The organism is bacterium, assembly GCA_028821235.1.
GTDB lineage: Bacteria > Actinomycetota > Acidimicrobiia > Spongiisociales > Spongiisociaceae > Spongiisocius.
In genome coordinates this window covers 17,288-43,503 of sequence record JAPPGV010000151.1, presented here as the reverse complement: position 1 = coordinate 43,503, position 26,216 = coordinate 17,288, and the positions used below count along the sequence as shown (strand labels likewise).

20 protein-coding genes are annotated in these 26,216 nt (G+C 61.9%); 12 read left to right on the top strand and 8 right to left on the bottom strand.

Going from position 1 to position 26,216, the window contains the following annotated elements:
• Positions 1-50: 50 nt before the first annotated feature.
• The 3 genes from OXK16_15805 to OXK16_15795 all read right to left on the bottom strand — a co-directional run bounded on the left by OXK16_15805 (position 51) and on the right by OXK16_15795 (position 1,805).
• On the bottom strand, positions 51-554 hold the full coding sequence (locus OXK16_15805) for a hypothetical protein (protein ID MDE0377407.1): 504 nt from the start codon (positions 552-554) through the stop codon (positions 51-53).
• A gap of 112 nt (positions 555-666) precedes the next feature.
• Positions 667-1,614: a hypothetical protein gene (locus OXK16_15800; GenBank protein ID MDE0377406.1), complete on the bottom strand. Its 948-nt coding sequence runs from the start codon at positions 1,612-1,614 to the stop codon at positions 667-669.
• On the bottom strand, positions 1,611-1,805 hold the full coding sequence (locus tag OXK16_15795; GenBank protein ID MDE0377405.1) for a hypothetical protein: 195 nt from the start codon (positions 1,803-1,805) through the stop codon (positions 1,611-1,613). Before OXK16_15795 ends, OXK16_15800 begins: the two co-directional genes overlap by 4 nt.
• 2,617 nt (positions 1,806-4,422) lie before the next feature.
• On the opposite strand from OXK16_15795, the gene OXK16_15790 reads away from it, so the two are divergent.
• The 3 genes from OXK16_15790 (at position 4,423) to OXK16_15780 (ending at position 11,053) form a co-directional block, all read left to right on the top strand.
• On the top strand, positions 4,423-7,164 hold the full coding sequence (locus OXK16_15790) for a DUF1156 domain-containing protein (GenBank protein MDE0377404.1): 2,742 nt from the start codon (positions 4,423-4,425) through the stop codon (positions 7,162-7,164).
• 4 nt (positions 7,165-7,168) lie between these two features.
• Positions 7,169-10,456 (top strand): DUF499 domain-containing protein, encoded by a 3,288-nt coding sequence (locus OXK16_15785; GenBank protein ID MDE0377403.1) that lies wholly within the window; start codon positions 7,169-7,171, stop codon positions 10,454-10,456.
• 411 nt (positions 10,457-10,867) lie between these two features.
• Positions 10,868-11,053, top strand: a complete 186-nt coding sequence (locus tag OXK16_15780) for a TM2 domain-containing protein (protein ID MDE0377402.1) — start codon at positions 10,868-10,870, stop codon at positions 11,051-11,053.
• Positions 11,054-11,160: 107 nt separating this feature from the next.
• Here OXK16_15780 and OXK16_15775 read toward each other — a convergent pair whose 3' ends face one another.
• Positions 11,161-11,907 carry a VIT1/CCC1 transporter family protein gene (locus OXK16_15775; GenBank protein MDE0377401.1) on the bottom strand — a complete coding sequence of 249 codons (747 nt, stop codon included), beginning with the start codon at positions 11,905-11,907 and terminating at the stop codon, positions 11,161-11,163.
• 189 nt (positions 11,908-12,096) lie between these two features.
• Positions 12,097-13,320 carry an aminomethyltransferase family protein gene (locus tag OXK16_15770; protein MDE0377400.1) on the bottom strand — a complete coding sequence of 408 codons (1,224 nt, stop codon included), beginning with the start codon at positions 13,318-13,320 and terminating at the stop codon, positions 12,097-12,099.
• 468 nt (positions 13,321-13,788) lie between these two features.
• Between OXK16_15770 and OXK16_15765 the strand changes: the two genes are divergently transcribed.
• The 9 genes from OXK16_15765 to OXK16_15725 all read left to right on the top strand — a co-directional run bounded on the left by OXK16_15765 (position 13,789) and on the right by OXK16_15725 (position 22,264).
• Positions 13,789-14,691, top strand: a complete 903-nt coding sequence (locus OXK16_15765) for an enoyl-CoA hydratase/isomerase family protein (GenBank protein ID MDE0377399.1) — start codon at positions 13,789-13,791, stop codon at positions 14,689-14,691.
• A 61-nt stretch (positions 14,692-14,752) separates the two neighbouring features.
• Positions 14,753-15,190, top strand: coding sequence for a VOC family protein (locus OXK16_15760; protein MDE0377398.1), 438 nt, complete (start codon positions 14,753-14,755; stop codon positions 15,188-15,190).
• Between the two features lie 60 nt (positions 15,191-15,250).
• Entirely contained in the window at positions 15,251-16,153 is a 903-nt protein-coding gene (locus tag OXK16_15755) for an amidohydrolase family protein (protein ID MDE0377397.1), read from the top strand.
• Positions 16,154-16,525: 372 nt separating this feature from the next.
• The gene (locus tag OXK16_15750; GenBank protein ID MDE0377396.1) at positions 16,526-17,233 is read left to right on the top strand and encodes a GntR family transcriptional regulator; all 708 of its coding nucleotides are present in this window, start codon (positions 16,526-16,528) and stop codon (positions 17,231-17,233) included.
• Between the two features lie 152 nt (positions 17,234-17,385).
• The gene (locus OXK16_15745) at positions 17,386-18,453 is read left to right on the top strand and encodes an NrtA/SsuA/CpmA family ABC transporter substrate-binding protein (GenBank protein ID MDE0377395.1); all 1,068 of its coding nucleotides are present in this window, start codon (positions 17,386-17,388) and stop codon (positions 18,451-18,453) included.
• Positions 18,454-18,545: 92 nt separating this feature from the next.
• Positions 18,546-19,370, top strand: coding sequence for an ABC transporter permease (locus tag OXK16_15740; GenBank protein MDE0377394.1), 825 nt, complete (start codon positions 18,546-18,548; stop codon positions 19,368-19,370).
• Positions 19,371-19,447: 77 nt separating this feature from the next.
• Positions 19,448-20,239: an ABC transporter ATP-binding protein gene (locus OXK16_15735; protein ID MDE0377393.1), complete on the top strand. Its 792-nt coding sequence runs from the start codon at positions 19,448-19,450 to the stop codon at positions 20,237-20,239.
• 122 nt (positions 20,240-20,361) lie between these two features.
• Positions 20,362-21,081 carry a sulfotransferase family protein gene (locus OXK16_15730; GenBank protein MDE0377392.1) on the top strand — a complete coding sequence of 240 codons (720 nt, stop codon included), beginning with the start codon at positions 20,362-20,364 and terminating at the stop codon, positions 21,079-21,081.
• 163 nt (positions 21,082-21,244) lie between these two features.
• Positions 21,245-22,264: a hypothetical protein gene (locus tag OXK16_15725; protein MDE0377391.1), complete on the top strand. Its 1,020-nt coding sequence runs from the start codon at positions 21,245-21,247 to the stop codon at positions 22,262-22,264.
• Positions 22,265-22,500: 236 nt separating this feature from the next.
• Here OXK16_15725 and OXK16_15720 read toward each other — a convergent pair whose 3' ends face one another.
• The 3 genes from OXK16_15720 to OXK16_15710 are packed head-to-tail and all read right to left on the bottom strand — an operon-like array spanning position 22,501 to position 26,183.
• Complete coding sequence (locus OXK16_15720) at positions 22,501-23,814, bottom strand: glycine/betaine/sarcosine/D-proline family reductase selenoprotein B (protein MDE0377390.1); 1,314 nt, start codon at positions 23,812-23,814, stop codon at positions 22,501-22,503.
• 10 nt (positions 23,815-23,824) lie between these two features.
• Positions 23,825-25,159, bottom strand: a complete 1,335-nt coding sequence (locus OXK16_15715) for a hypothetical protein (protein MDE0377389.1) — start codon at positions 25,157-25,159, stop codon at positions 23,825-23,827.
• A 58-nt stretch (positions 25,160-25,217) separates the two neighbouring features.
• Positions 25,218-26,183 carry a 3-keto-5-aminohexanoate cleavage protein gene (locus OXK16_15710; GenBank protein MDE0377388.1) on the bottom strand — a complete coding sequence of 322 codons (966 nt, stop codon included), beginning with the start codon at positions 26,181-26,183 and terminating at the stop codon, positions 25,218-25,220.
• Between the last annotated feature and the right edge of the window lie 33 nt (positions 26,184-26,216).

Genomic DNA, 26,216 nt, shown 5'->3' with positions numbered 1-26,216 from the left:
CAGGGTGGGGAAATTCGCTGACCAACTCTGGGGAATTTCGCTGATCGCCATCAAGCGCGTGCGACATCGTGGATGGCTGACTCCGTCAGGTTGGACTGTTGGATGCTTGCCGCTCGGTTTGCCCTCGTCGCTCTCACCAGAGCAGCGCCCGCCCTCTCCAGCGGGAGTACGTCCTCTGCGCCCAAAAGGTGCCTTCTCCTGGGCTTGTCCGCGTAGAGGGCCGCCCCAACCGCAGCAGCTCCATACACCAGCGAAGCGATAACCAACAAGACCACGACGACTCGCCAGATTCCGCGAGATGGTGCGAGGACAAGGGTGACGGCGTTCCCTGCTAGCACCAAGGCGGCGGTCTGCGCGACACCGCGTGCCTTCGATTCCAATCCCCGGACACGGTCCTGGTCGGTCTCGAACACGGCATAGAGCAGGTGTACGATCGCGGCACGTTCTTCAGCGGATTGCTTCTTCAGTCTCTTGTGCCACTGCTCTTCCCCGGCCTCCAGCTGCTCGGTTGTGTCCTGGGGAACTCTCGGATTGGCGCGCAGAGCCGGGATCAACGTGGGACGGATAAGCCTCCAGCACCACGAACAGATCGACCGGCTGACCGACCATAACTGCTGTATCGGTAGGTTCCAGTCTGACCTACCGGTGTTATCTCTCGGACGGCCCCTATCGCGTGACATCGGAAACGAGACCAGCTAGTACACGACCGATCAGCTGCGAGGGCATCCGTTCCAGTACATCGTCGAGAAACCCGAACTCACCAGATGGATTGCATTCCAGGAACACGGGACCGGCGTGTTCACGCGACCCGAGAATAAAGTCGAACGCTCCGTATTCGAGCCCGAAGTCACATACGAAGGCCACGGCAAGCTCGGTGGTTCGCTGATCCGGGTACCAACGAGACCACTCGCCAGCACCGTCTGTACGCCAGTCCAAGGCGTTTCTGGGACACATCGCCGCCACCACCGAATCTCCGATCACGAACAACCGTGCGTCATGCGTCCCATCTATCCGCTGCTGCACCAGAACGGGCTGGCGCTGCCAGGATCCGCGGTCGGCGGCAAGGGCATGCTGTGCGTCCATAGTGAAGACGAATGATTGATCCGAAAACTCCCAGAATGCCGCTGCGACAGACTTCACGACGCAAGGCCCATGTACGGCGTCGAACGCCACTGCGCGGTCTCGATCCGTCGTTAGCAGGGTCGGGGGCACATCGAACCCCAGGCGTCCCGCAACGGCCAACTGCCGTACCTTCGACTCGGCGTGGTAGGTGCGGGCGGGATCGTTGAACCAGCGCGTCCCCACCTGTTCAAAGAGATGGAGCCAGGTGAGCCATTGCCGACGGGCAACCAGAATGTCGTCGATCTCTCCTGGTGTCGGCGATTGGCCGAAGGGATCCCGTTCCGGGAGAAACTGCCTCAGCCAGGCCACGCGCGGGGCTTCTCGAACCCGCCACTTGAGTTGATCCAACGTAGCCGACACTTCCCCAATCGAGGCCAGGCTCTCGCGGTTCACCCGTTCGATCCGGGTCTGGGGCTCGTTCTCACCGAGCCACCTGATCACCCGGTCGATTGAGTAGTCCCGCTCGTTCGTCAACACGAGCAGGTCGATCATGTGCCCTTCTGGTCCTCGCCGGTCTCGATGTCGCACTTCTTGGTTTCCCCGACGAGTCGGGAGTTCCAGGAGTCTTGCCATACACCGTCATCGAGTATCTGGGAGGTCTGGGTGTCCTCCTGGTACCGGGAGATGGGCGGTATGGTGGCGTCGCGCCTTGTACGAAGCTCCTTGAGCAAATCCGCGTGCATGGGTCACCTCCTAACCGCCGCTCCCCAGAGAGATCACGGATGCACACAGGGCGATCTTCCCGGGTCCTTGCAATCGGAGCGACGGTGCCGGTTGCCGATCATTTGATAAAGATAGACACTCATTATAGCGTAGTGCAGGGTGTATGGTGACCTCCTAGTCTGCCTGATCTCGACCGCGGCCCTTGGACTGCGGCCCTTGACTTGACTGCTCAGGAGAGCCTTGCCATGCTGTTGCACAGCCAAGTCCCTCGGCACCTAATCTCCTGGTAGACATGATGTACTCAAAGTAAGTTCTCATTGGTTGTACGAACTGTTCATTCTTCTCTTTGGCAAAGACAGATATTGAGCCCTTAACTCCTGTGCTTCGAGTTAGGCCTAAGATTCGCAAGAAAGGAGGTAGCGATATTTTGATCTTTAGATCGACTAAGAAAAGGGATATTAATGGAACCATTGTCGACAACATCTTACTGGTCGATCTCAGAATTCTTCTGATCCTTATATTTTTGGCTTAAGACATAATCATTCTAGGAATAGTGTGTTTGGCTTCTAAGATTACTTCTAAGATTACTCGGTCGTAGCAACTAAGATTCTAGGGCTGGCCATAAGCCCGGCCAATTCAAACTGATTAGAGGGCACGATCGTCAAACAGATGGCGTGCCCTCTAATCGCAATAGACCCGCAGCCGCCTTGTTCCCAAGCGTTCGGGCCTAACGGCCTGTGCCCTAACCTCTCCATCTGATCCGTGCTTCAGGCGCATGCCGTCGATGGACCCGTACGACCGCCACGGCGCCGAAGTGTTTGAGCCGCGAGTCCTCGGTCGCCTCGTGACTTGGCAACGTGATACCCCTGAGCTGTCCCGTACAATTGTGTGACATCGGATTCCGGATAAGCCCGGGGCATTCCCGATCCGGACGGTTCACAGGTGGTCGTGTGCGAACCTCAAGGCCTTCACAACATCCCCTGCGGACCTAGAAGTCGTCTACGACAGAGGATCCGCGCGGGACCGCGCCACCGGAGCCCACGGTCGGTACCTGGGCCGGGTGGTCACACTGACTTGGGGCGAGAGAGTGCCGCGGCCAAGTTGCAGAAATCGCACGAGTGTCGGACTGGGTGCAGAAACCTGGTGAGCCACAAACATGAGTTGGTGTAGGCACCTTGCTGGCTCGTCGGTCCTGTGGCCGGGCCTCATCGCCGTTAGCCAATAAAGTCTTAGCTAAGGGAAAGGTAAGCTGCGAAAGTATATGCTGGCAGATGTACCCGGTTGATTGGTGGCTACGTCTGTAAAGAGATCGGGATGAGTAAGCTTGGCAACACTCGGATCGGGATTCGGCCACAGATGTGGTTGAGCATGGAGATTGCCGATGTTGAGGTTCGTCGCGGTAATTACCTGAGATATGTGGCTATTCTTGTATTTGTTATCGTTAGTAATCCACAGTGAATCACCATCCATGAGGAGCGTTCTGCCACTGGACGTATACGGCTGAGGGAACCAATGTCTCCCGTACAGAGCGCGTGAGACGTGATGGTCATCAGCATGCCACTGATCATTGATTTGTATGGCTATAATGAGAGGGTACTCAAGATTGGGATAAGCGTTAGCTTTTCCACGGACTGAACGGAAGATCGCTGTTCTGAGATCGAGAAGAGGCTCCTTGATTCCAGTCGACATGTCCGACCACATTTTCAGCAGTTGATAGTCGGATTGTGATTGAGAATCGTACGGGAAAGCTGTGAATTCGAGGTTCCATCCGTCGATGTCGAATTGTCGTCTTGGCAAATGTCTGATACCCAAATCCTCATATCCTTGTTTTATTGAAACATAGTCTAAGGTAGATAGCCAGCTTTGGACCTTTCTAACTGCCCGTTTACTAGGGAGACTCTGCTTGCCAAAGCGATGGCAAGTTAACATGACATGGAAGGGTGCGGGGGACGTTGCTTCAATGAGAGCATCAAGCAAGGGTGCTAGGCGCCGCTCTGCCTTTATTTTCAGACTGGGTTTCCTTACCGAAGTGGCTTCTAGGTAGAAGACTGCGTTCGAAGTAGTCATACGGAAATCCGGCCGCCTGGGTGTGTTACTCAGCTTAGGCTCCACTTCGATTGAGTAGCCCGAGCGACGGTAGGCCTCATGCAGGTAGAGTTCCCAGAATGCGGAGTCAAACTGGTCATCGTTCTTGTCACGTAACCTAGCTACTAGTTGCGATCGGTGAGATGTTGGGTAGTGGCATATCCAGTCCTCCAGAAGATCACGTACACTTGAAAAGTACGGATCGGCCGACTTTTGAAGGTATTCAGCAGCCGACATAGCCAAAGGCGCAAGCCCGCGCATAGTACGGGCCTTGTCAGGCCAGATGTACCTGGGCCGTTCAGTTGAAGGTCTAGGCATAGCGAGCCAATCGTTTGGCTTGATCGCCGGGCAAGGGCGCGTAGTCGGCCCTCGTCACGGAATCACATGCGTGATGTTTCATCTTAGCGTGGCCGTGTCGTTGGCCCAAGGGTCGGACAGAGCAGAGGGCTTTGCCTGTGGTGGGAGCAACGGGGACGCTTGGATGACGAGGCTGTCACGGGTAAGCGGTACGATCATGCGAATGGCGGCTAGAGGTTGAGCTACAAGCGGAAGTTGATTGAGGTGGCGTTGCCGCTGGATGCGATCAGTGCGGCTTCGGCGCGGGAGAAGGCGATCCGGCATGGGCATCCGTCGAAGTTGCATCTGTGGTGGGCGCGACGGCCGCTGGCGGCGGCGCGGGCGGTGTTGTGGGCTTCGCTAGTGGATGATCCGTCGGCTCATCCTGATCGGTTCCCTACGGAGGAGGATCAGGCAGTTGAGCGGAGACGGTTATTCGGGATTCTCGAGCGCTTGGTGGTGTGGGAGAACTCCAACAACACGGAGTTGCTAGCGGAGGCGCGGACTGAGATCGAGACGTCGTGTGACGGGGAGTTGCCGAACGTACTGGATCCGTTCTGTGGGGGTGGGACGATCCCGTTAGAGGCACAGCGGCTCGGATTGCCGGCCTATGGAGGTGATCTGAACCCGGTGGCGGTGCTGATCTCCAAGGCCCTGGTGGAGATCCCGCCGAGATTCGCTGGCCTGGCACCCGTCAATCCCGACGCCCGCGACAGGTTCGGCTCGGAGTCGTGGGAGCGGGCTCAGGGCTTAGCCGAGGACATCGGATACTACGGACGGTGGATGCGCGACCGAGCGTTCGAACGGATCGGGCAACTGTACCCGGATGCGACTGGTCTGGATGGGGAGAAGCTGACTCCAATTGCCTGGATCTGGGCTAGGACTGTCCGGTCGCCGGATCCGGCCTGGCCGGGTCAAGTGCCTCTGGTGGCGTCTTGGGTGCTTCGTCGCAAGGCCGGCAGGCCCAAGGTGTGGGTGGAGCCGGTCATCGATAGGGATGCGACGAAGATCACTTACCGAATACGAGAAGGTGGGGAACCGCGTTACCCGCGTACTGTCACACGTGGCAGGGGTGTCTGCATCGCCACAGGAGCGGCGATCCCAGGCGACTACATCAAGTCGGAATCACGGGCCGGACGCATGGGTGCCCAGTTGCTGGCCGTTGTCGCCGAGGGCAGACCACGAGGCCGGGTGTACCTGCCTCCTACTGAGTTGCCGGAACCTTGTGCTCCTGCTTGGAGACCCCAAGGACGGAATCCGAAGAAGCTCACCGGTGGCACCGTATACGTCTACGGCTTGGACGAATGGTGGAAGCTATTCACGTCTAGACAGTTGGTGGCTTTGACGACGTTCTCGGACCTCTTGGCAGAGGTGCGAGAGAGAGTACGGGCCGACGCCCTTGATGCTGGTATGGAAGACGAGCGGTTGCGGATCCATGATGGCGGTTTCGGGGCTGACGCTTACGCTGACGCAGTAGTCACCTACTTGGCCTTCGTAGTTGATAAGTGTGCTGACTACTGGTCGGCTCTCTGTAGTTGGCACAATAGCGGGGAGAAGATGCGTAATACCTTCGGCCGCCAGGCCATCCCGATGGTATGGGACTACGCAGAATCGAACCCGTTTTCACGGTCGTCGGGGAATTGGTTGGGTCAGGTTGCTTGGGCCCAGAAAGCGGTTGCCGCGGCACCGGGTAGGGGATTCGGTGACGTCGAGCAGGGAGATGCAGGGGCACGGCTGGGAGAAGCTCCATCGCCGACGGTGTGTACCGACCCTCCATATTACGACAACATTTCCTATGCAGACCTGTCAGATTTCTTCTATGTGTGGCTTCGCAGAAACCTGGGAGACATTTGGCCTCAGGAGACTGCCACGCTGCTGACTCCAAAGTCGGAGGAGATGATCGCCAATCGCTATCGGGCCGGATCGAAGGAGGACGCTAGGGCGCATTTCGAGAAGGGAATGGCAGGGTTCTTGAAGCGGCTGGGGACTGTGCAGCATCCCCGTTTCCCGGCCACGATCTTCTACGCCTACAAGCAGCAGGAGACCAAGCGAGGCGAACAAGTCTCGACTGGTTGGGAGACGTTCCTCCAAGGCTTGGTGGATGCTCGGTTCCAAGTAACGGGTACCTGGCCGGTCAGGACGGAGCTGAGCAACAAGCTGCTGGCCCAGGGTGGAGCAGCCGTGTTGGCTTCCTCGGTCGTGATCGCCTGCCGCCCGCGTCAGCCCGATGCACCGCTCGCCACCCGGCGCGAGTTCATTGATGCACTTCATGCCGGACTGCCGCAGGCGGTTCGGTTGTTGCAGGATCAGGCCATCGCTCCGGTGGACATGGCTCAGTCCGCGATCGGACCTGGCATGGAAGTGTTCTCACGCTATGCAAGAGTGTTGGAAGCCGACGGGACTTCGATGCCGGTTCGGACCGCCCTCGCTCTGATCAATGAGGCATTGGAGGAGGTCCTATCTTCAGAGGAGACCGAGCTCGACGGAGATACGCGCTGGGCGTTGACCTGGTATGAGCAGTTCGGCCGCGACCACGGTCCGTTCGGAGATGCGGAAACGCTCGCCAAGGCGAAGAACACGTCGGTGGCCGGGGTGGTCGAGGCTGCCATCGCGGAATTGAAGGCTGGCAAGGTGCGGCTGGTAGCCGGGGACGACCTCGATGAGGAGTGGGATCCGCTTACCGACAAACGGATCACCGTGTGGGAGGTGGCACAGCATTTGATCGCCCGTCTGGACAATTCGGAGGATGACGCCGCTGACCTCTTGCAGAAGGTGGGCGGCGGTATGGGCGACCGGGCCCGCCGACTTACCTACCTGCTCTATCAGATCGCAGACCGAAAGGGTTGGAGTTCGGATGCAGTTGCTTACAACCGGCTCATCGGTGCGTGGCACGACATTGAGCGCCGTGCCGCTGCGAGGCAGGGTCCGGTGGCGCAGACTCTTGACTTGAGGGGATAGACGGATGGCCGTGACCAATCACGAGCGGGTGGGCAAGGCGCTGACGTTGGTGCGGGACGCCATCCGTCCCGAGGTGGAGAGGATCTGGCGGGCTCAGTACGGGATGCGGTGGCTGGATCGAGTCAACCAGCGGCTGCGCCATCAGGACCGTTTCGGCAATCCGGACGATCTGGTGTTCCTGCTCAAGGGCATGGACGCCACCTGGGATCAGTTCTTCCGTGACACTCTGTCGCGGTCGACCCGGAGCTACCTGCACCTGTTGTGGGATGCCCGCAACGACTGGGCGCACAACAAGAGGTTCAGCTCGGAGCAGACCCTCCGCATCCTTGACCACTGCGAGATGATGCTCGAAGCGTTCCGAGCCGGCGAGTCGGCGATGCAGGTCCAGGAACTCAAGCAGAGCCTTCGTCGGCAGGTGTTCGCCGAGGAGCGGCGCACGGCGGAACGTCGGGCAGCTGCGGAGGCGACCAAGGGCGAGCCGCTGGCGGGTCTCAAGCCGTGGCGGGAGGTGGTGACCCCGCATCGCGATGTGCGGGAGGGGCGCTTTGCGCAGGCGGAGTTCGCAGCTGATCTTCGCCAGGTGGTGAGAGGAGAGGCCGCTCCGGAGTACGGGGACCCGGTGAGCTTTTTCGAGCGGACGTTCATCACCGACGGTTTAGGGGATTTGATACGTACCGCGGCGCGGCGCCTCTCAGGGAAGGGTGGCGATCCGGTGGTGGAACTCCAGACCGGGTTCGGTGGAGGCAAGACCCACAGCCTCATCGCTCTGTATCACCTTGCGTCAGATACCTCCCGATTGAGGGGTGTCGACGAGGCGCTTGCCGAGGACGAACTCTCGGTTCCATCAGGAGTGCGACGGGCGGTCTTCACCGGGCAGTGGGCCGAATCCGCGTCGGTTCACAAGAAGGAGGACGGGGTCGAGGTCCACACCATGTGGGGGGACATCGCCTACCAGCTGGGCGGCGCCGAGGCGTACCGGATGGTCGAGGACGCCGATCGCAACGCGGCCAACCCGGGTGAGAGCCTCGTGGACCTCTTCAAACGGTACGGGCCGGTCATGATCCTCATCGACGAGTGGGTGGCGTACGCACGCGGCCTGCCGATGTCTCCCGAGGAGGGGCAGCGGCCGGCCGGTGACTTCGACACCCAGTTCACCTTCGCCCAGGCGCTGACCGAGGCTGCCGCCGCGGTCGACAACGCGCTGCTGGTGGTGTCAGTTCCCGAGTCGAGCGACCCCAGCCACGACAGCATGGAGGTCGGCGGAGAGAAGGGCCGGAAGGCGCTCGAGCGTTTACGTCACGTGCTGGGCCGCAAGGCTGCGCAATGGCGCCCGGCATCATCTGAGGAGTCCTTCGAGATCGTCCGGCGTCGCCTGTTCGAGCCGATCGAGCCATCAATGGCCCGTCATCGGGACGCGGTGGTCAAGGCGTACCAAAACCTGTACAAAGACAATGTCGGGGAGTTCCCATCGGAGACCAGGGAACGCGACTATGCCCGGCGCATGGACGCCGCCTATCCGATCCATCCCGAACTGTTCGACCGCCTCTACCAGGACTGGTCCACGTTGGAACGGTTCCAGCGGACCCGCGGGGTGCTGCGGTTGATGGCGAGCGTCATCTCGGTGCTGTGGGACAGGGACGACCGGTCGCTGATGATCATGCCCGGGGTGGTCCCGATGGACTCGGCCAAGGTGGTTCCCGAGTTGACCCGGTACCTGACCGACCAGTGGAAACCGATCATCGACACCGATGTCGACGGTTCCGGGTCACTTCCGCAACGCTTCGACCGGGACCGCAAGAACCTGGGTAGGTACGGGGCCTGTCGCCGGGTGGCCCGTTCCACCTACCTCGGATCCGCGCCACTGCCCACCAGTCAGAGGGGTATCGACCGGACCCGCATCGTGCTGGGCTGCGTGCAGCCGGGGGAGAGGCCCGGCGTGTTCGGGGATGCGCTCCGTCATCTCGCAGACGAGGCCACCTACCTCTACAACCAGCAGTTGCGCTACTGGTACGACACCAAGCCGTCGCTCACCCGCTTGGCGGCCGACCGGGCCTTGTCCCGCTTCGGTGACGACGAAGCCGATGAATACCTGCGCGGTCACCTCGCCAAGCTCCGCTGTCCCGCTCCGCTGGGTGGTGTCCACGTCTTCCAGGACAGCGGCGACGTCCCGGACGAGGACGACTCAGTCCGGCTGGTGGTCCTCCATCCAGAGAGCCCTTTCGAGCGGGGCGACACATCTCCCGCGGTCGAGACTGCCCAGACCATCCTTGATGAGCGTCGGGGCGGCCGGCGGATCAACCGCAACATGCTGGTGTTCCTGGCCGCCGAGAAAGCCCGCGTACCCGAGTTGCGCCAGGCGATCCGCAGCCGGCTGGCCTGGCAATCCATCCTCGACGAGCAAGGTGAGCACTACCTCAACCTCACACCCGCCGATGTCAACCAGGCCAAGACCAGACTGGACGAGGCCGACCGAACCGTCGAGTTGCGGATCGGCGAAACCTTCTCCCAGGTGCTCTACCCGGTCCAGTCCCCGGGGCAGGCCGACATCCGGTGGGCATCCGTCCGGGTCAGCGGAGCGGCCGGCCTCTTCGAGCGTGTCGTCAACAAGCTGGAGTCATCCCAGCACCTGATAACCGCCTACGCAGGCACGCTCGTACGACGCGACCTGGACCGACCAGAAGCTCCACTATGGGACGGGGACCACGTTGGCGTCCGAACGCTCTGGTCCTACTACTGCCGCTACCTCTACATGCCCCGCCTCGCCGGCTTCGGCGTCCTCGCCGCAGCCATCGCCAGAGGCGTGGCCGACCTGAACTGGCAGCACGACACCTTCGCCTACGCCGACACCTACGACACCGAGGGGGACCGATACCCAGGCCTACAGACCGCCGCCCAGGTGGAGGTGACCCAAAGCCTCACCGCGGTACTGGTTCGTCCAGACCGGGCCCTGGCACAGCTGGACGCCGAGTCAAAGCTCGCAGACGAAGAAGACGAGGTCCCGCGTGAAACCGAGGAAACGTGGAAGCCAGGAGATCCCGACCCGCGCCGGCCTCCTACCACGCCCCAACCCACCCGCTTCTACGGTCGAAAGGAACTCGATACGGTCCGCGCCATCCGTGACCTAGGCACCATCCTCGAAGAGGTCACCAAACACCTGGACGGAACGGGCCAGGAGGTCACCATCACCGTGGAGATCAACGCCCGCTCAGACGGCTACGACACCCGCACCCAACGCATAGTCAAGGAAAACGCCACCCAACTCGGCTTCGAGTCCCACGAGTTCGAAACCTGATCGGCCCCCGCCGTTAGCCTGGTGATCGACCCACCGACGACATCCGCGACATGGCCGATCCCCAGGCGCATATGCCATCCGGGTGAACCCTAGGACCAGGTTGGAGAGACGGCTGGGTGGGATGGTGTGCTGTGTTGGTTGCTGTCACGTTGGGTAGATATAGTCGAGGAGGATAAGGCTGGTTACCGGGGTGGTGCTCCCGAACATACTGTAGTACCAGAAGTAGTAACCCAAACGGACAAAACACAATGTGACCTGGGGATATAGCCCCGAACAGGCATCAGGGGTTCAAATCCCCTCAGCTCCACCTTGACGACGACCTGTTGTCCCACATCGTCGCAGAAGCGGGTCCTCTCTTGACGTAGCGGGAGCGGTGTAGCTTCCTTGAACAGCAAGCGGGGAGGAATGCTCATGACCGAGGACAAGTCACCGACGACGGCCCTGTTGCTGTCGATATTCCTAGGGGGTCTGGGTGTGGACCGGTTCTATCTAGGCCATGTCGGCTTGGGCCTCGGGAAGCTGTTCACCGGGGGCGGGCTAGGTGTCTGGTGGCTCATCGACATCTTCCTGATCCAGGAGGCGGCTCGCAAGGCGTGAGTCGTCCTGGATGGCAGGCGGATAAGGCTGTGGGTCCTTCGAGGAGGCCGGCCGCATACCGTATCCGGCAGCTGATCTGAACCCCTAGCGCACCGGTCGAGCAGAGATCAACCGACTGCGGACCCGACCAGGCTCCCTATGTACCAGGCCAGTACGCCGCCGAGTCCGGCGATCAGCATGTTCTCCAACCCGGCGCGAACCATGCTCGTGCGGGCCACGATGGCCTTGACCGAGCCGACGGTGAACAGTCCGACGGAAGTCAGGGCGGCGGCCCACCAGAGCCCGACGCCGGTGTCGTTCGTCAAGACGAAGGGGAGGACTGAGGTGCTCGAGCCCGCCAGAAAGAGCAGCCCCGACATGGTCATAGCGATGACGGGAGAACGACGCTCCGAGTCGACGATGCCGAATTCAAGCACCTTCATCGCGTTCAGCATGCCCTCGTCCGAACGGTCGAACGCCTCCACGATGTTCCTGACATCGTCATCGTGGAGTCCCATGTCGGAGAACATGTCGCCCAGTTGCTCCAACTCCTTCTCGCGGTGGTGGCGAATGTGCGAGCGCTCCAAATCCAACTCCGCCGCCAGGACATCGTCCTGAGACTTGGTTGCCAGGTACTCCCCGGCGGCCATGGAAATGGCGCCCGCGATCGCGCCGGCCACCCCCGCCAGCAGGACTTGGTCGGTGTTGAGACCTCCGCCGACAACCCCGGCCACGAGCAACAGCATCGAGACGAGCCCGTCGTTGACACCCAGAATGATGTCCCGCCAGTACGGTCGGCTCTCGCCGATATGGTCCTCGTACGGGGGGACGCCCTCTTCGGCGTGCTGTGCCGATGTCAGTCCCTTCCTCTTCACTGTGCCGGTCTCCTTGGTCTCAATCCGGTGCGCATCGTGCACGCTACTAGCGGGTCATCGCGGTTGAACGGTCGGGGGAGCGGCCTGGTTCACGGAAGGAGATGGCGAGACCTTGGGGACGTGGAGGCTGATCGTTGCGGGACTCGTGGCGTCTATGACATTGCCACGGCCTGCCGCTCCTCCGGTGGCTCAGGCGCGCCGGTGGGGTCTGAACGGCAGGGGGACGACCTCGGCCGCGATCTCCACCGTCTGACCGGCAGCCGACCACAGCACGGTGTGTTGCGCTCCCAGGCTTGCCGATTCCCTGTCGATGTGGCCGAGACCGATGAGCATCCCGACTGTCGGTCCCCAGGTGACGCTGGTGGCGTATCCCACCCGCCGGCCCGAGTCGATCACGGGGAGGGGCATGTCGTGCACCCGGGGAAACATCTGCACGAACTCGCCCCGCTCGAGCTGGTACTCCAGCATCGCCCGCCAGTCGATACTGAGCCCCACCATCCGTCGAGGCGCGCCCCCGGCGGCCTGCTCGTCCAGAAGGGCTTGCCGCCCCAAGAAGTCCGGCTTGTCGAAGTCGATGAAGCGACCCAATCGAAGCTCGAACGGGGAGCATTCGCGCATCTGGGTAGGGTCGTCGACAGGCGGGGTCGGATCTGGTCCGGCCCCCATGTAGTCGGCGCCGATGATCAGGAGGCCGGCCTCCACCCGGGCGATGTCGATGGCATACTCCCCGGCGGGCCTAAGCCCGTATTTCCCGCCTGCATCCATCAGCGCGTCCCACATCGGGCAGGCGCCCTCCGGCGACACCCATAGCTCGTAGCCGACCTCGCCCGTGAAGCCCTGGCGGCTCACATCCACGATCGCTCCGCCTATTTCCGTCTTTGCCATCCGGGAGAACCCCAGGGAGGACCAGTCCCGGCCGGTGGCACGCTCCAGAACCTCGGTTGACTCGGGTCCCTGGAGGGCGAGGATGCCGATCGACTGGCTGATGTCCTCGACCTCGACGTCGAGCCCGGCGGCGTTCATCTTGAACCACTGTTCCTGAGGCCCGGCCACGAACACGTAGTCCTCTGCGCCGAAGCGGAAGACGAGGCCATCCGCGACCATCCTTCCCTCCTCGTTGCACCACGGCGAGTAGAGGACCTGGCCCACCTCCTGGGTGAGAGCGTTCCGGGGGAGGATCCGGTTCGCCAGCCGGGGAGCATCGGGGCCGCCGATGCGGGTCTTCGACAGGGGAGACATCTCGTTGAGGGTGGCGGCCGTTCGCATCGCCGCCAGCTCCTCCCTGAAGTCGGTATAGATGTCGGGCACGATGTACGGGGGCCAGGGAAACCAGGAAGATGTCTCGACGGCTGCTGCCGTCCGCTTGTGGAACGGCGTCCCCACGAACCCCTCGACACCCAGATCTTCCAACATGCGGTCTGCTCCCCGGTGCGATGGCGGCGAGTGTACAACCGGCCGGGCGTATTCCTCTGCCCTGAATCCTGGACCCGGTCTTGCTGACCAGGCGCCACCGGACCCCCTGCCGGTACGAGGGTTCCCGGTACCGCCGGCTGAACGCCCGTGCGTACAAGGGGGTTGAACATGGCACACACCCGCCGCATACTGCCCGGCAGCCACAAGCACCACCGGTTACCTGCTTTTCGACGTCGAGGGAACCGGAACCGGGATCAATTCGGGAGCGGACCCGCCAGGGGATAGCGGAACGCGCACGGACCGAAGGAGGTGGTGGCTGGGGGATGGGCCCGCAAGGTAGGCCGCGTGTTCGCGATTTTCGCGTTCTTGCGGCTCGGAGACACTCGCCGGGCTGCTGATAGTGTGAGGAACATCGAACAACCGCCTGTCCTGCGTGTACAGCGGGCCGCTTCATCCGCTCCCGTAGACATGCCAAGCATTCGTGGCAAGGCGGGTCTCACGATGGAGGGCGCCGAGTTGGATTACGAGTTCGTCACGTTCAGCCGGGACGATGCGGTGGCCACCATCACCCTCGACCGTCCGGATGCGATGAACGCGCTATCGCATGGGCTCGAACGGGAACTCCATCACGCGCTCGACGAGGCCGATGCCGATCCGGCCATAAGGGTGATCGTCCTCACCGGAGCAGGACGGGCGTTCTCCGCAGGCTATGACTTCGAAGAGGACGTTGCCGGCGACGACGCCACCACTGCCGCCACGTTGCGCCAATGGCTCGATACCAACCAAAGGAGCGTGGAGGGCTTCATGCATGTCATGGAACTCTCGACACCGGTGATCGCCGCGGTCAACGGATGGTGCCTGGGCGGCGGGTTCTGGTACGCGTTGTGCTCGGACATCACGATCGCCTCCGAGGACGCGACCTTCGGCCAGCCGGAGGTCCGGGGGATATCGAGTTCGTCCATCCTGTTCGCCGTGCTGGCCGGGTGGAAGAACGCCCACCGCTACACCCTCACCGGCGACCACTTCGACGCCGCGGAGGCGTTGCGGATCGGGGTCGTGAACGAGGTGGTGCCGGCCGACCGGTTGCTGGAGCGGGCCAACGCCCTGGCGGCGAGGATCGCCATGGTGCCGCCCGACTCGGTGCGTCTCAACAAGGCCATCACCACCTATGGCCTGGAGGCGATGGGACTGCGGAACGCCCACAATGTGATGGCGTTCCTCGCCACCATCGCCCACGCATCCGGCGATTCGTCCGAGGTCCGGCACCTCCACGAGGCGTATCGCCGGGGTGGGATCAGGGCGTTTCTCGACGCTCGCGACGGTCCGTTCCAGCCCGAACCCGGCGGGCCACGGTCTCGCAAAGACGGGTGACCGGGTCACCCGGACACCCGCGGTATAGCATGCGTGCGTTACCACGATCGAAGGGCGCACCATGATCACCAGCCTCAACCACTCGGGAATCGTGGTCCGGGACCTGGACGAGATGCTGCGGTTCTATACGGAAGATCTCGGGCTGACCGTCCTCGAACGCTATGAAATGGAGGCGGGACCAGAAGGTGATCACGCCGGAATACCGGGAGCTCGCCGCATCGAGATGTTCCTCGGTCTCGGGGATGACGGCCACATGCTCGAGCTCATCCAGTATCTGGAACCCCTGTCGAGCGACGGCCATATCGAGTTGAACAGGCTGGGCGCCACCCACGTCTGTTTCCTGGTGGACGATCTCCTCGAGGCCCATGAGGAACTGGCCGGGAAAGGTGTCTCCTTCGTTACGGATCCGATCTTTTCGAAGACCCCGGATGGTGACGATTGGGGCGTGGTCTACTTCCAGGACCCGGAGGGAAACTGGCTCGAGTTCATCCAGGTCTAGGTCCGTCAAAGACTCGGAGCGTAGGTGGTCGCGAACCGGCCGATAGCACAGGAGGGATAGATGGTCACGGTTGACTGCCATCTTCATCTGACCGAGACGCCCAGCCAGGTGCCCGACTGGTGGATGACCGAGATGTACCGCCCTTACGGGGGCGGCTTCGGGTCGACCGACGGGGCCTGGATGGTCGACCTGCTTGACCGGTCCGGTGTCGATGTTGGTCTGGTGCAGGGCGCCGATATCCGCCGCACCACGTGGCATCCGGACTTTCCGGAGGAGCATGAGGTGTTCGTTCCCAACGACTACACCGCCGAGCAGGTGGCAATGTTCCCGGATCGGCTCAAGGGGGTCGTGTGCGTGGACCCGATCCGCGATGTCGCGGCAGCGCTGGAAGAGATCGACCGCTGTGTCCTGGAACTGGACTTCCGTGCTGTGAAGCTCGTGGCGGCGTACCAGCACTACTCGCCGAACGATCGCAGGCTCGACCCCATCTACGAGCGATGCATCGAACTGGACATCCCGGTGCACATCTTCACGGGTTGGACCCCGACCATCACCGCCAAGCTGGAACACGCCGATCCGGTGCTCATCGACGAGGTCGGCCGCCGCTACCGGGACCTCAAGCTCATCGTGGCGCTCGGTGTGCCATGGATCGATCAATGCATCCTCATGGTCGCGAAACATCCGAACTTCTACGCCGACATGTACCACTACTCGGAAATGGGACCGGGACCCCTCTACGGGGCGCTGGAGACGTTCCGGTCGTTGTCCGCCCTCGACCGGGTGCTGTACGGGTCCAACAACAGCGACAAGGTGCGCGTGGGTCGGGAGGAGTCAACCGTCCCGGACGTGTACCGGAGCGTCAACGAGGTGGCCGAACGACGGGGCGCCCCTCCGTTCTCGGACGAGGAGATGGCGGCCATCCTGGGCGGTTCGGCCGCCGGCATCTACAAGATCGGCGCCTAGACCACTGTCGAACTGGAATCGGTCCGGGGAGTGGTCGGCATGGCCGCAGGGCGGGTTCCCCTGTCTCAAGGTGTAGGACAGGAGTTCCGAGCGGGTTCGTGACCTAGAGGTGGGCGGAGGCGCATGGCTTCGTATCGTCACCAAAGCAGCCTCAACCTGGCCTCAAGGCCGAGCATTCTCACCGAGTGGGGTCGACGATGGCTCACGCCGGAGTACGGCTTGCGGAAGAAACCCCCTCCTTGCAGTTGACGAGAGCCTCGGTCCGAGCAACAATGACATAGGACTAACAAATAGCGATTTGAGGCTTGTCGCCTCCGTCTGCTGCGCCCCGACCTGTAGGAGGCCTCTGTCAAGATCACGAGGAACGTCCCGCTGAAGGTTCAAGTCGCGAGCGGACTGAGGGAACTGATCCGGAACGAGTACCCCAACGGAGAGCGGATACCTACTGAGTACGAGCTCGCCGACATGCTCGGCGTGAGCAGAGGTACTGTTTCTCAGGCACTCGCCATGCTCACCAGCGAAGGCTTGGTCCTGCGTAAACAGGGGTCGGGCACGTATACCAACCCCAACATCCTGCGCCTCAGTGTCCGTGCTGACCGACCGTTTCAAATCAACGGGTTGATCGAGAGCGCCGGATACTCACCGTCGGTCGACCTGATCGAGCACGAGGTCAGCTCGGCCGATGCGGAAACCGCAGCTCTGTTGGACATACCGGTCCATTCCGACGTCCTCGTGGTTCGCCGGGTCTTCCTGGCGGATGATGAGCCGGCTGTGTATCTCGTCGACAGGCTTTCCGCAGACATCATCACCGTGGCCTACAAGACAGAAGACCTAGAGAAGCTCCTCTTTCACGTTCTGCCGGATCGCTGTGGTGTTTACCTGAGCTACACGCTTTCCAACCTGATCCCGTCCGTGGCCACCGAACGTGTTGCTGGCCTGTTGAAGATCAACCTGGGAACTCCGCTGCTCCAGTGCAATGACACACACTACGATATAGATAATCGGCCAATCGTCTATTCAACTATCTATTACTCAGATAAAAAGCTGCGCTTTAGTGTAATGCGCAAAATCCATATGTGATGTGCCGAAATGGGTAGTTATGCGACGGGAATCATTAATTGAGACTCTACCAGTGACGACTCTGGTAGCGAATCTCACAACGCCTTGTGATCCGTTTGAGGCTCGGTGCTCTGGGCCCCAGCTGGCGTCGCGAGGAGGAAGGACCGAAGAGAATGTACAGAGATAGGGCACGAAGGCCAGTTCTCTACATGGTCGTGATCGCGCTGCTTGTAGCAGCTTGTGGCGACAATGGCGAGGAGCCGGTTGCTACGACCGCCGCCCCGGTTGAGACCACGGCGGCCCCGGTTGAGACGACGGCGGCCCCGGTTGAGATGATGGAGCTGAGTCTGGCTCTGTCGTCGCCGCATGTGTGGATCCAGCCCGTGATTGCCCAGTGCGAGGGCTACTACGAGCAAGTGGGACTTGATGTCGAGCTTGTTCGGTTCGCTACAGGACGTGCTGCGACGGATGCGCTCATTGGCGGTCAGACTGACCTTGCCACGACGGCTATCTCGCCGGCGATCTTCGCTGCCTTCCAGGGCCAGCCGATCGCGATTCTCGCCGAGAACGCTCGTTCCCCCGGTGAGAAGGTCACGGCAAGAGCTGAGTCGGGGATCTCCACGCCTGCTGATCTGGAGGGCAAGAAGATCGGTGTGACACTCGGAACCGATGTCCACTTCTTCCTCAGCGAGTTCCTTACATATCACGGCATGGCCGTGGACGATGTGGAGATTGTGAACCTGAGACCACCCGACATGGTGATTGCCCTAGTTCGAGGTGATATCGATGCCTTTGCGAGCTTCGCGCCTCAACACGCCGCCGCGCTGGAGGAGTTGGGGGACGGCGCAGTCGTCCTGAGACAGCCCGATCCGCCTATACACCAATCGCTCTTCTTGCTCATCGGAATGCAAGATCTTGTCGCCGAGAACCCTGAGGCATACAGGCGTTTCATGGAGGCCATGGTTCTGGCTGATGAGTTTGCGGCCGCCGATATGGACGGGGCCACGGAGTGCGTCGCAGAGATCTCCGAAATCGACGTTGAGACAGCGGCGGGCTTGATGGAAGTGTACTCCTGGAAGGTCTGGCTCGATCAATCTCTGATTGACGAATCCGTGATTCGAGCGGACTGGCAGCTGACAAATGACTTGGCTCCCGAAGGGGCAGACATGCCGGACTTCCGGAGCTTCATCATTGAAGGACCACTCGAGCAAGTCGCACCAGATCTCGTGTCGCTTCCCTAGTCGAAGTGCGGAACCGATGGCCGCCTCCGTGGTGGAGTGCGGCCATCGGTAAGCGAAGTCATACTTTCACAGATCACAAAGGTGCGTTGCCTATGACGGGGAAAGCCAAGACAACATCCAAACTTACAAGGCTCAGGGCACGGATTCGACACTGGGGTAGCAATCCGAGCATTACGACGAACACCGTCTCGATATTGTTGTTCTTGACCGTGTGGGAGTTGGTCAGTCGCTTCGGCAGGCTGGGTATGAATCTGTTTCCGCCTCCAACATGGGTGTTCCAGGAACTCTGGCGGATGATCCAATCGGGTTTGTGGTCCAACGACATCATGGTTAGCGGAAGACGAGTGGTCAGCGGCTTTCTTGTTGGTTCGAGTATCGCAATCACCACCGGGTTGATGACTGGGAGGATTCCTATTGTCCGAGCGTTGCTAGAACCTGTCATTCAGCTGCTCAGGCCGATACCCTCGATTGCCTGGGTTTCAATATCGATATTCTGGTTCGGCTTGGGCGAATCCTCAAAGCTGTTCCTGATATCCTACGGTGTGTTCTTCCACGTATGGCTCGCCACCCACATCGGGGTCTCAACCGTCGACCCGGTCCTATTGCGCGCTGCTCGCTCTCTCGGAGCGAGGGGACGCAAGCTGTTTGTTCAGGTGGTCCTGCCGTCAGCCCTTCCGTTCATCATTGCCGGCCTGCGAGCTGGCGTCGCCGTCGCGTTCATCGTCGTCGTGGCAGCGGAGTTGACAGGGGCATCAGCGGGCGTGGGCTTTCGCATTTCGCACTCACGCGAGATCTTCCGGGCCGACAGGATGATGGTCGGCTTGATGACGCTCGGCATGCTCGGGGGGCTAGGCGACCTGATCTTCTCCCGGATATCCCGACGACTGGTCTTCTGGGCGGGTGAGGCGAGGAGGTGATGTCTGGTATCGGTCGGAGACAATTGCGCAGCGGGCAAACACAGACCCATGTAGCCAGCGACCTCCGTGGTGCACGCGTGTCGCTTGAGAATCTGGACGTGACCTTTCAGGCCACAAAGGGCGAGCAGGTCCACGCTGTCCGTGATTTCTCCATCGAGATCGCACCTGAGGAATTCGTCGCCATCATCGGTCCAAGTGGGTGCGGTAAATCGACGATAGTCAATGTAGTTGCCGGGTTCGTGGACTGCACAGGCGGCTCTGCAAGCATCGACGGCAGAGAGATCGAGGGGCCTCCACCCGAGTGCGGAGTTGTCTTCCAGGACTATGCTCTTTTTCCGTGGCTTAACGTGGTTCAGAACGCCGCGTTTGGACTCAAGATGCAAAAGGTGGACAAAGAAACGCGGACAAGAATCGCCCGGGAGAAAGTTGACCAGGTACACCTGACAGGTTTCGAAGCGAAGTATCCGCATGAACTCTCGGGGGGTATGAAGCAGCGGGTGGGTCTTGCACGAATCCTCGCCAGCAACCCCCGCGTCATGTTGATGGATGAGCCATTTGGTGCTCTCGATGCCCAAACACGTGAGCTGATGCAAGGGTTGCTATTGGAGGTATGGGATCAATACCGTGCCACCGTTGTCTTCATAACCCATGATCTCGACGAGGCCATAGTCCTCTCGGACAAGATCGTGCTGATGTCCGCCCGGCCTGGGACGGTGAAAGCGGTCTTCAGGAACCCGCTCCCAAGACCGCGATACATAGACGAGGTCACTACATCGGCCGACTTTGTAGAGTTGAAACGTGAACTCTCCGGGTCGCTACGTGAAGAGATCGAGGCCGCGAGGGTGCAATCTGAAACTGCTACGGATTAGTGGCGACTTATTGCCTTGCAATATCCACCTGTAAGGCTCCACATGGGTCATGAGTTATGTCGGATGCGGCTCATGACCGCGAATTACACAAGACATCCGAGATATCAAGGAGAGGAATTGGAATGAGCATAGGCATCATTGGTACTGGGTTGTCGCGTACCGGTACTACGACTATCCGTCGGGTTATCGAGGTGCTTGGATTCGGCCCCTGCTATAACTCCAGTGAACTATTCACACACCCGAGGGGGATGGATTTTTGGGAGTCGATGGAGCAGGGGAAAGCGGTGGACTTCGCCTCCTTCTTCAGTAACTACAATGCTATCGTAGGTTATCCCGGCTACATCTTTGCCCAGCAGATCTTGGAAGAGTACCCCGACGCAAAACTGATCCTAAGCGTGAGAGACCCTGAGGAATGGTATGGCGACATTGCTGACACCGTATTTCAGGCAGGCCCTTCCCACGCAAATCAGATCTACGCAGCGGAAGTTGAGGCAGACAAGGATCTAGATCCGTATCTTGCGGATTGTATCAGGCGCAGCCATGCTATGCAGTCTCGAATCCTTGAGGATGGGTACTTCGAAGGGCGCTTTACAGAGAAGGAGTACGCGGTCAAGCGTTATGTCCAGTGGAACGAAGATGTCAAGAAGCAGTTCCCCCCAGACCGCTTGCTCGTGTATGCGGTCACCGAAGGCTGGGAGCCTGTTTGCGACTTCTTGGGTGTCCCAGTGCCTGAAGGGGAGCCCTTTCCGCATCTGAATCATCCTGATGTCTTCCACAAACGCTCGACGTCGGGTTTCCTGGACGGCTTGAAGAAGTCGGAAGGCATCTCATCTATTGGGTGACTGAGCGTCCCCAAGTAGAGACAAGTTCAAACCCTAGGGGAGGACGAAGCCACGCCGGAGCAACGAAGGAGAGAGACATCCGGTGGATGCACTCGAACTTTGAAGAGGAACGGACTCGCCGCTTCGTACCACGGTTCCACGTGGACGGACTGAGGGCACAGCCATGAGCGTCGTATTCGAGAGCAGGAAGAGCGTCAGCCACTACCTTGACCCGCGCAGGGAATTCGCCCCGGCCGAGAAACCGATCGACATCCGAGTGCACCCGCTAACCGGACACACCACGAGGGTGGCTCATTTCGGCATTCCGCCGCGCCAGGAATACGTGCTGGCCGAGGAGATCAAAGCTGCAGAGCTTCCGGTCTTCGCGCCGCCGCTCGTCACGCAGGTCACCCCCAAGTTCACGGATGAGGGCCTTCAGGAGCGATACACGAGGGGCCGGTGCGTGCTGTTCCCGAACCTCAGCCCCTACGACGAGCTCTCGCCCGTGGCGACAATCGGCGATCGGCCGCTCGTCGAACCGAATGACCTTGTTCCCGAAGACGTCGCCGACGCGCTTGCCCTCATGCGGGAGTTCTTCCGCGATGTACGATCGCCGCGTGACCGGGGTGTGCTGGGCTGGAACTTCTGGCCGGCGTCGGGTTCCAGCATCCCGCACCCTCACATCCAGGCAGTTGCGTCGGGTCGCCTTCCGGACCGGCAGCGGGCGGAGCTGCTCGGCGAGGAGCGCCATCATGTCGAGCACGAATCGGACTTCTGGGACGACTTCCTCGCCGTTGAACGAGACGGTCCCCGCTGGCTCGGCGAGATGGGCGGGTTTGCCGCGGTCGCCGACTTTGCCCCGATGTCGTTGGTCCCCGAAACCGTCGTTGTCCCCGTCGGCGGAGACCCGTGGCATCTCCAGGAGGCGACCGATGCGCATTTGTTCGGGATGGCAGCGTGGATGTGTCGGCTGGCCGCCGCTCACACCGCCCTGGGGGTGAGTTCGTTCAACGGCTTGCTGCACCCGACGGCACCGGGTGACGGAAAGCCCTCCCGATTCCGGGCCCGCTTCATTCCCCGCGTCTACGTGGTCGAGCCACACCATTCCAGCGACTGGACCTGGATCCAGATGGGAACGAACGAGGGCCTAACGTCGATTGTCCCGGAGGAGTGGGCGGAGAGCCTGCGGAAGGTGCTTACCTAGCCCTGATTCTTCAGGTTTCCCGCCGCACCAACGAACATTGGGCAGTCAACCTCATGAATTGACGCCTACCGCTCCAACACCGGGCAGGTGAACGGTCACGCCAAGCCAAGACGCAACTACCAAATCGCTATAACCCCAGGTCAGGAGCCCGAGACTCGCGCTCCATTCACCGTACAAACCCCCGATCCATGAAGAATTGGGGCTAAGCGTCGACACCTGGCGCGACCCAGGACGACCTAGGACATCGCTTGGACGTCGAAGACGGTGGGCTCCGAGACCTCGGCCTCGAGGGCCGAGATGGCGGTCTCCACGACCCGGCGCCGATACTCCGTCTCGTCGGCTGTGTCCAGGTCCGGATCCCCGAAGGGATGGGTGACGGCCTTGCCCTGGACGATCCTGAGTACGCCAACGGACTCGGCCAGAGGGACCAGCGCCGTGACCAGCGCGGCCGGAATGCCCTGGTTCTCGATCGACTTGGCGAGCGTAGACCCGCTACGCGTCCCCGTCCCTCAGGTCGAACCCACGATCGCGGCCTGAACCCCGTCAGCGATCAGGGCGCGTCCCATCTCGGCGCCGATGCGGGTCATGTCGCGCAGGGTGCCCATGTTGCCCGTGGTGCTCAGTAGCTCTGGGTGAAGGCTGAGCCGGCCCACCTGCTCCATGGACCGGGCGGCGTCGAGCGGTACCTGGCGGTCGGGATCCTGGTTGGCGAAGCTGGTGTCGATACCGCCATGGACCGATTCGAACTCACCCTCCGCGAAGCCTTCCCGGTCCTGGATCGGATATCTCATCCAGTCGGTCGCCCATCCGGAAGGCAGGCGGTCGGGGTTGCCCGCCGGGACTATCCCCGCCTCGGTCACCAGCGCCAACCGGAAGGGGGCGCCCGTCGTGATCGGCTCGGAGGCCTCGGCGGGTTCGTAGCGGGGGAGCGGCCACTCGGTAGCGAAGGGCTCTCCGCGCATCTTCGTGAGCAGCATCTCGATCGCCCGGGTGGAACCCCGCAGGCCCTCGAACGTATTGCGCCGGAGCCCCTTGGTAAGCGTGCCTTCCTCGGCGGCGCTGCCGAGTTCTTCGCCCCGTCCCAGCCTGGAAGCCAGATGCGCGAGGCGCTCCAGTGCGGTGCCCATGCCGGCGGCTGTCTCGGCGGTGGCGAGGGTCGGGACCCAGGCTCGGTAGTCGGCGGCGCCCGGGCTGTCGGGATGGAGTCCGGTGACCGCCGGTACGCCGAGGTGCTCGATCACCGCCTTGCAGACCGCGCCGCAGGCCAGGCCGTACCGTCCGGATCCGAAGGCCGGTCCGGCCACCACGACGTCCGGGTCGAACCCGGCGATCAACCCGATCGCCTCGTCCACGGCGCGGCTCCCGCCTTGTGCCATGTAGTTGTCACCGCCGATGACGGTCCCGACGATCCGGTCCTCGCCTTCCAGGAAGCGGGTCAGGCCCCGGCCGCTTCCCACCGGACCCGGTTCGGAGACCGGTCCCATGCCTGCTTGGTCCTCGCCGCCCAGTCCCCCGAAGAACTGGTTGAGATAGTGAACGATTCTCGCCATCGGTTACCTCTCAGTACTCCTCGCCGCGGATATGGGTTCCGCCGAACTGGTGGGTGCTGGCCATCACGATCGCCAGCGGGGCCTCGAACGCACCGGCCGGGTCCTCTTCGATCCGGATCAGGGCGTCACCACCGATCACCCGCTCCACGGGCTCGAAGAGGACGGTCTCCTCGTAGTTTCCGGTGCTCACGATGGCATCGGCTTCCGGAACGAAGTGGACGAAGCCGGACTCACCCGGGTTGGCCGCCATCTCCATAGACAGCATCGTCGTGGTCACTCCCCGTCGCTCCAGGTTCCTGCAAATCATCATGGCGTCGACGGCGGGATGCCCACCGCCGGCGTAGTTGATCAGCGCCCCTTCGGCGCCCATCATGATCGCCAGGTTGGCCGCGTGGTTGGCGAGGCGCTCCTTGGCGGCGCGGGTGTCTCCGTTGGTGAAGAGGACCACACCCCGGAAGTCGACGTCCTTGCCGTGGCGGGCGTAGAGATCCTCGATGATGGCGTGGTTCTGCACGGTGTAGGTGAGTTCCCGCATGCACGCGATGGCGTTCCAGCCGCACACCAGCGCCCCGTCGAGCAGCTCGTTCGGGTGGATCGGGGTGGGCAGGTGGGCGGCGCCGCCGATGGCCCCGGCCCCGGGAGCGATCTCGCCATGCAGGAACGGGATGGCCAGCTGGTACAGGTACACGACCGCCGGCAGGCCGTTGACCGGCGAGGGGGCCAGGTCGTAGGTGTCCACCCGGTCGGGTCTCTTCCCGAGGGTTGTCTCGGCCAGGTACCGGGCTGCCTTCAGGCCTGCAAGCCGGACCGCCTTGTTGTACTCGACAGCCTCCGGCGTTCCCTCGAAGACGTTGGTGGGGCGGTCCTCGCTCTCCAGCAGTGCGGTGGTCGGTTCACACGAGACCACCACGATGATGAGCTCCGACAGGGGCGAGTATCCGGCTGTGGGGCCGGCCATGTCGAAGACGGCCTCCCGCCAGTAGCGCGGTTCGCCCGGTACCGGAAGGGCGGTCTCCACGACCGCCACCCCTTTCAGGGCGTGGGTGGTTCCCGTACCCACCAGCCGGGGCACGGTCAGGAGACCCGAGAAGTCCGTGCCTGAAGGGTCCACCTTGATCCTCGGCTCCACCGCATCGATCGCGTTTATCACCCTGACCGATTCCCCGGGCCGGATGATCTCCACCGAGACCGCGGCAAGATCCGGATCTGTGGAGAGCTGTTCCTCCAACTCCTCGATGTTGATGGTCAGGATGCCGTCTGCGAAAGCGGTCTCGTCGCCGGCCCGCACACCGGACACGTCGAAGGCGCCGACGTCCAGGATCTGGCGGCGCGAGCCGGAGTTCACGCCGGCGTCCCCTCGCGCCTCGCGGCGGGCTCGGGACGCTTCCGCCGAGGTCCGGGCTTCATGCGACCTGCGGGAGGCCCAGCATCTGGCGGGCCTGGGCGGGCGTGGCGATCTCGCGGTTCATGTCTTCGGCGATCCTGCGGATGCGGCTCACCAGCTGGGCGTTGCCGGTGGCCTTCTCGCCCCGCCGGTAGTAGATGTTGTCCTCCAGACCAACCCGCACATGGCCTCCGAGCAGGATTCCCAGGACGTTCATCGGGATCTGGAACGGCCCGGTACCGATCACCGAGTAGAGCGCGCCGGCCGGGAGTTCACTGACGAGCGACATTAGGTTGGCAGGGGTCGGGAACGACGCGGTCTGGGCACCCAGGACGAATTGCACCATGTAAGGGGGTGTCACGTTCTCGTTGTAGATCAGATCGCGCAGCACCCAGTACTGCCCAGGGTCGTAGACCTCCAGCTCCGGCTTCATCCCGCGCTCGGCGATCACGGACGCGTAGTGGTTCAGTTCGCCGTAGGTGGTGCCGCTGCACATGTCGTAGTCGACCGGCCCCCGGGGATGTGGAAGGTGGGAAGGCCGCTCGGGCATGGTGAACTTCGACACGAACGGACCCAGGTTGAGGGTGGCCACGTCAGGGGCCGGGTCGGCGAACAGCGGCGAGTACCGTTCCTCCGTGGTCAGGGTGGGCCCGCCGCCGGTGCTGTTGTTGATGATCACATCCGGGCACAGCTCCCGGATCATCCCGTTGACCTTCCCGTAGTCGGCGGGGTTGCCGGTGCACTGACTCCAGTCGTCGGGATCCCGCACATGCACGTGTATCTGCGACGCGCCGGCCTCGTATGCCCTCCGGGCTTCCTCCGCCTGCTCCTCCGGGGTCTCGGGAAGAGCCGGGTTCGACTCCTTGCCATGGCCACCGCCGCTGATGGCCGCGGTGATGATCAGGGGCGGCAGCGCACTCCGAGCCGTCTTCCGCATCCAGAGGTACGGGTCGCGAAAGTCCCAAGTCGCTTCGATTTCGCCCATCGGTGTTCCTTTCGAGACAGCTGTCAACCCCCG

Excerpts from the sequence above, each read along its gene's own strand:
- OXK16_15800 (MDE0377406.1), bottom strand. The coding sequence starts at position 1,614 with ATGATCGACCTGCTCGTGTTGACGAACGAGCGGGACTACTCAATCGAC.
- OXK16_15795 (MDE0377405.1), bottom strand. The coding sequence starts at position 1,805 with ATGCACGCGGATTTGCTCAAGGAGCTTCGTACAAGGCGCGACGCCACC.
- OXK16_15785 (MDE0377403.1), top strand. The coding sequence starts at position 7,169 with ATGGCCGTGACCAATCACGAGCGGGTGGGCAAGGCGCTGACGTTGGTG.
- OXK16_15780 (MDE0377402.1), top strand. The coding sequence starts at position 10,868 with ATGACCGAGGACAAGTCACCGACGACGGCCCTGTTGCTGTCGATATTC.
- OXK16_15770 (MDE0377400.1), bottom strand. The coding sequence starts at position 13,320 with ATGTTGGAAGATCTGGGTGTCGAGGGGTTCGTGGGGACGCCGTTCCAC.
- OXK16_15765 (MDE0377399.1), top strand. The coding sequence starts at position 13,789 with ATGCCAAGCATTCGTGGCAAGGCGGGTCTCACGATGGAGGGCGCCGAG.
- OXK16_15760 (MDE0377398.1), top strand. The coding sequence starts at position 14,753 with ATGATCACCAGCCTCAACCACTCGGGAATCGTGGTCCGGGACCTGGAC.
- OXK16_15755 (MDE0377397.1), top strand. The coding sequence starts at position 15,251 with ATGGTCACGGTTGACTGCCATCTTCATCTGACCGAGACGCCCAGCCAG.
- OXK16_15745 (MDE0377395.1), top strand. The coding sequence starts at position 17,386 with ATGTACAGAGATAGGGCACGAAGGCCAGTTCTCTACATGGTCGTGATC.
- OXK16_15740 (MDE0377394.1), top strand. The coding sequence starts at position 18,546 with ATGACGGGGAAAGCCAAGACAACATCCAAACTTACAAGGCTCAGGGCA.
- OXK16_15730 (MDE0377392.1), top strand. The coding sequence starts at position 20,362 with ATGAGCATAGGCATCATTGGTACTGGGTTGTCGCGTACCGGTACTACG.
- OXK16_15725 (MDE0377391.1), top strand. The coding sequence starts at position 21,245 with ATGAGCGTCGTATTCGAGAGCAGGAAGAGCGTCAGCCACTACCTTGAC.
- OXK16_15710 (MDE0377388.1), bottom strand. The coding sequence starts at position 26,183 with ATGGGCGAAATCGAAGCGACTTGGGACTTTCGCGACCCGTACCTCTGG.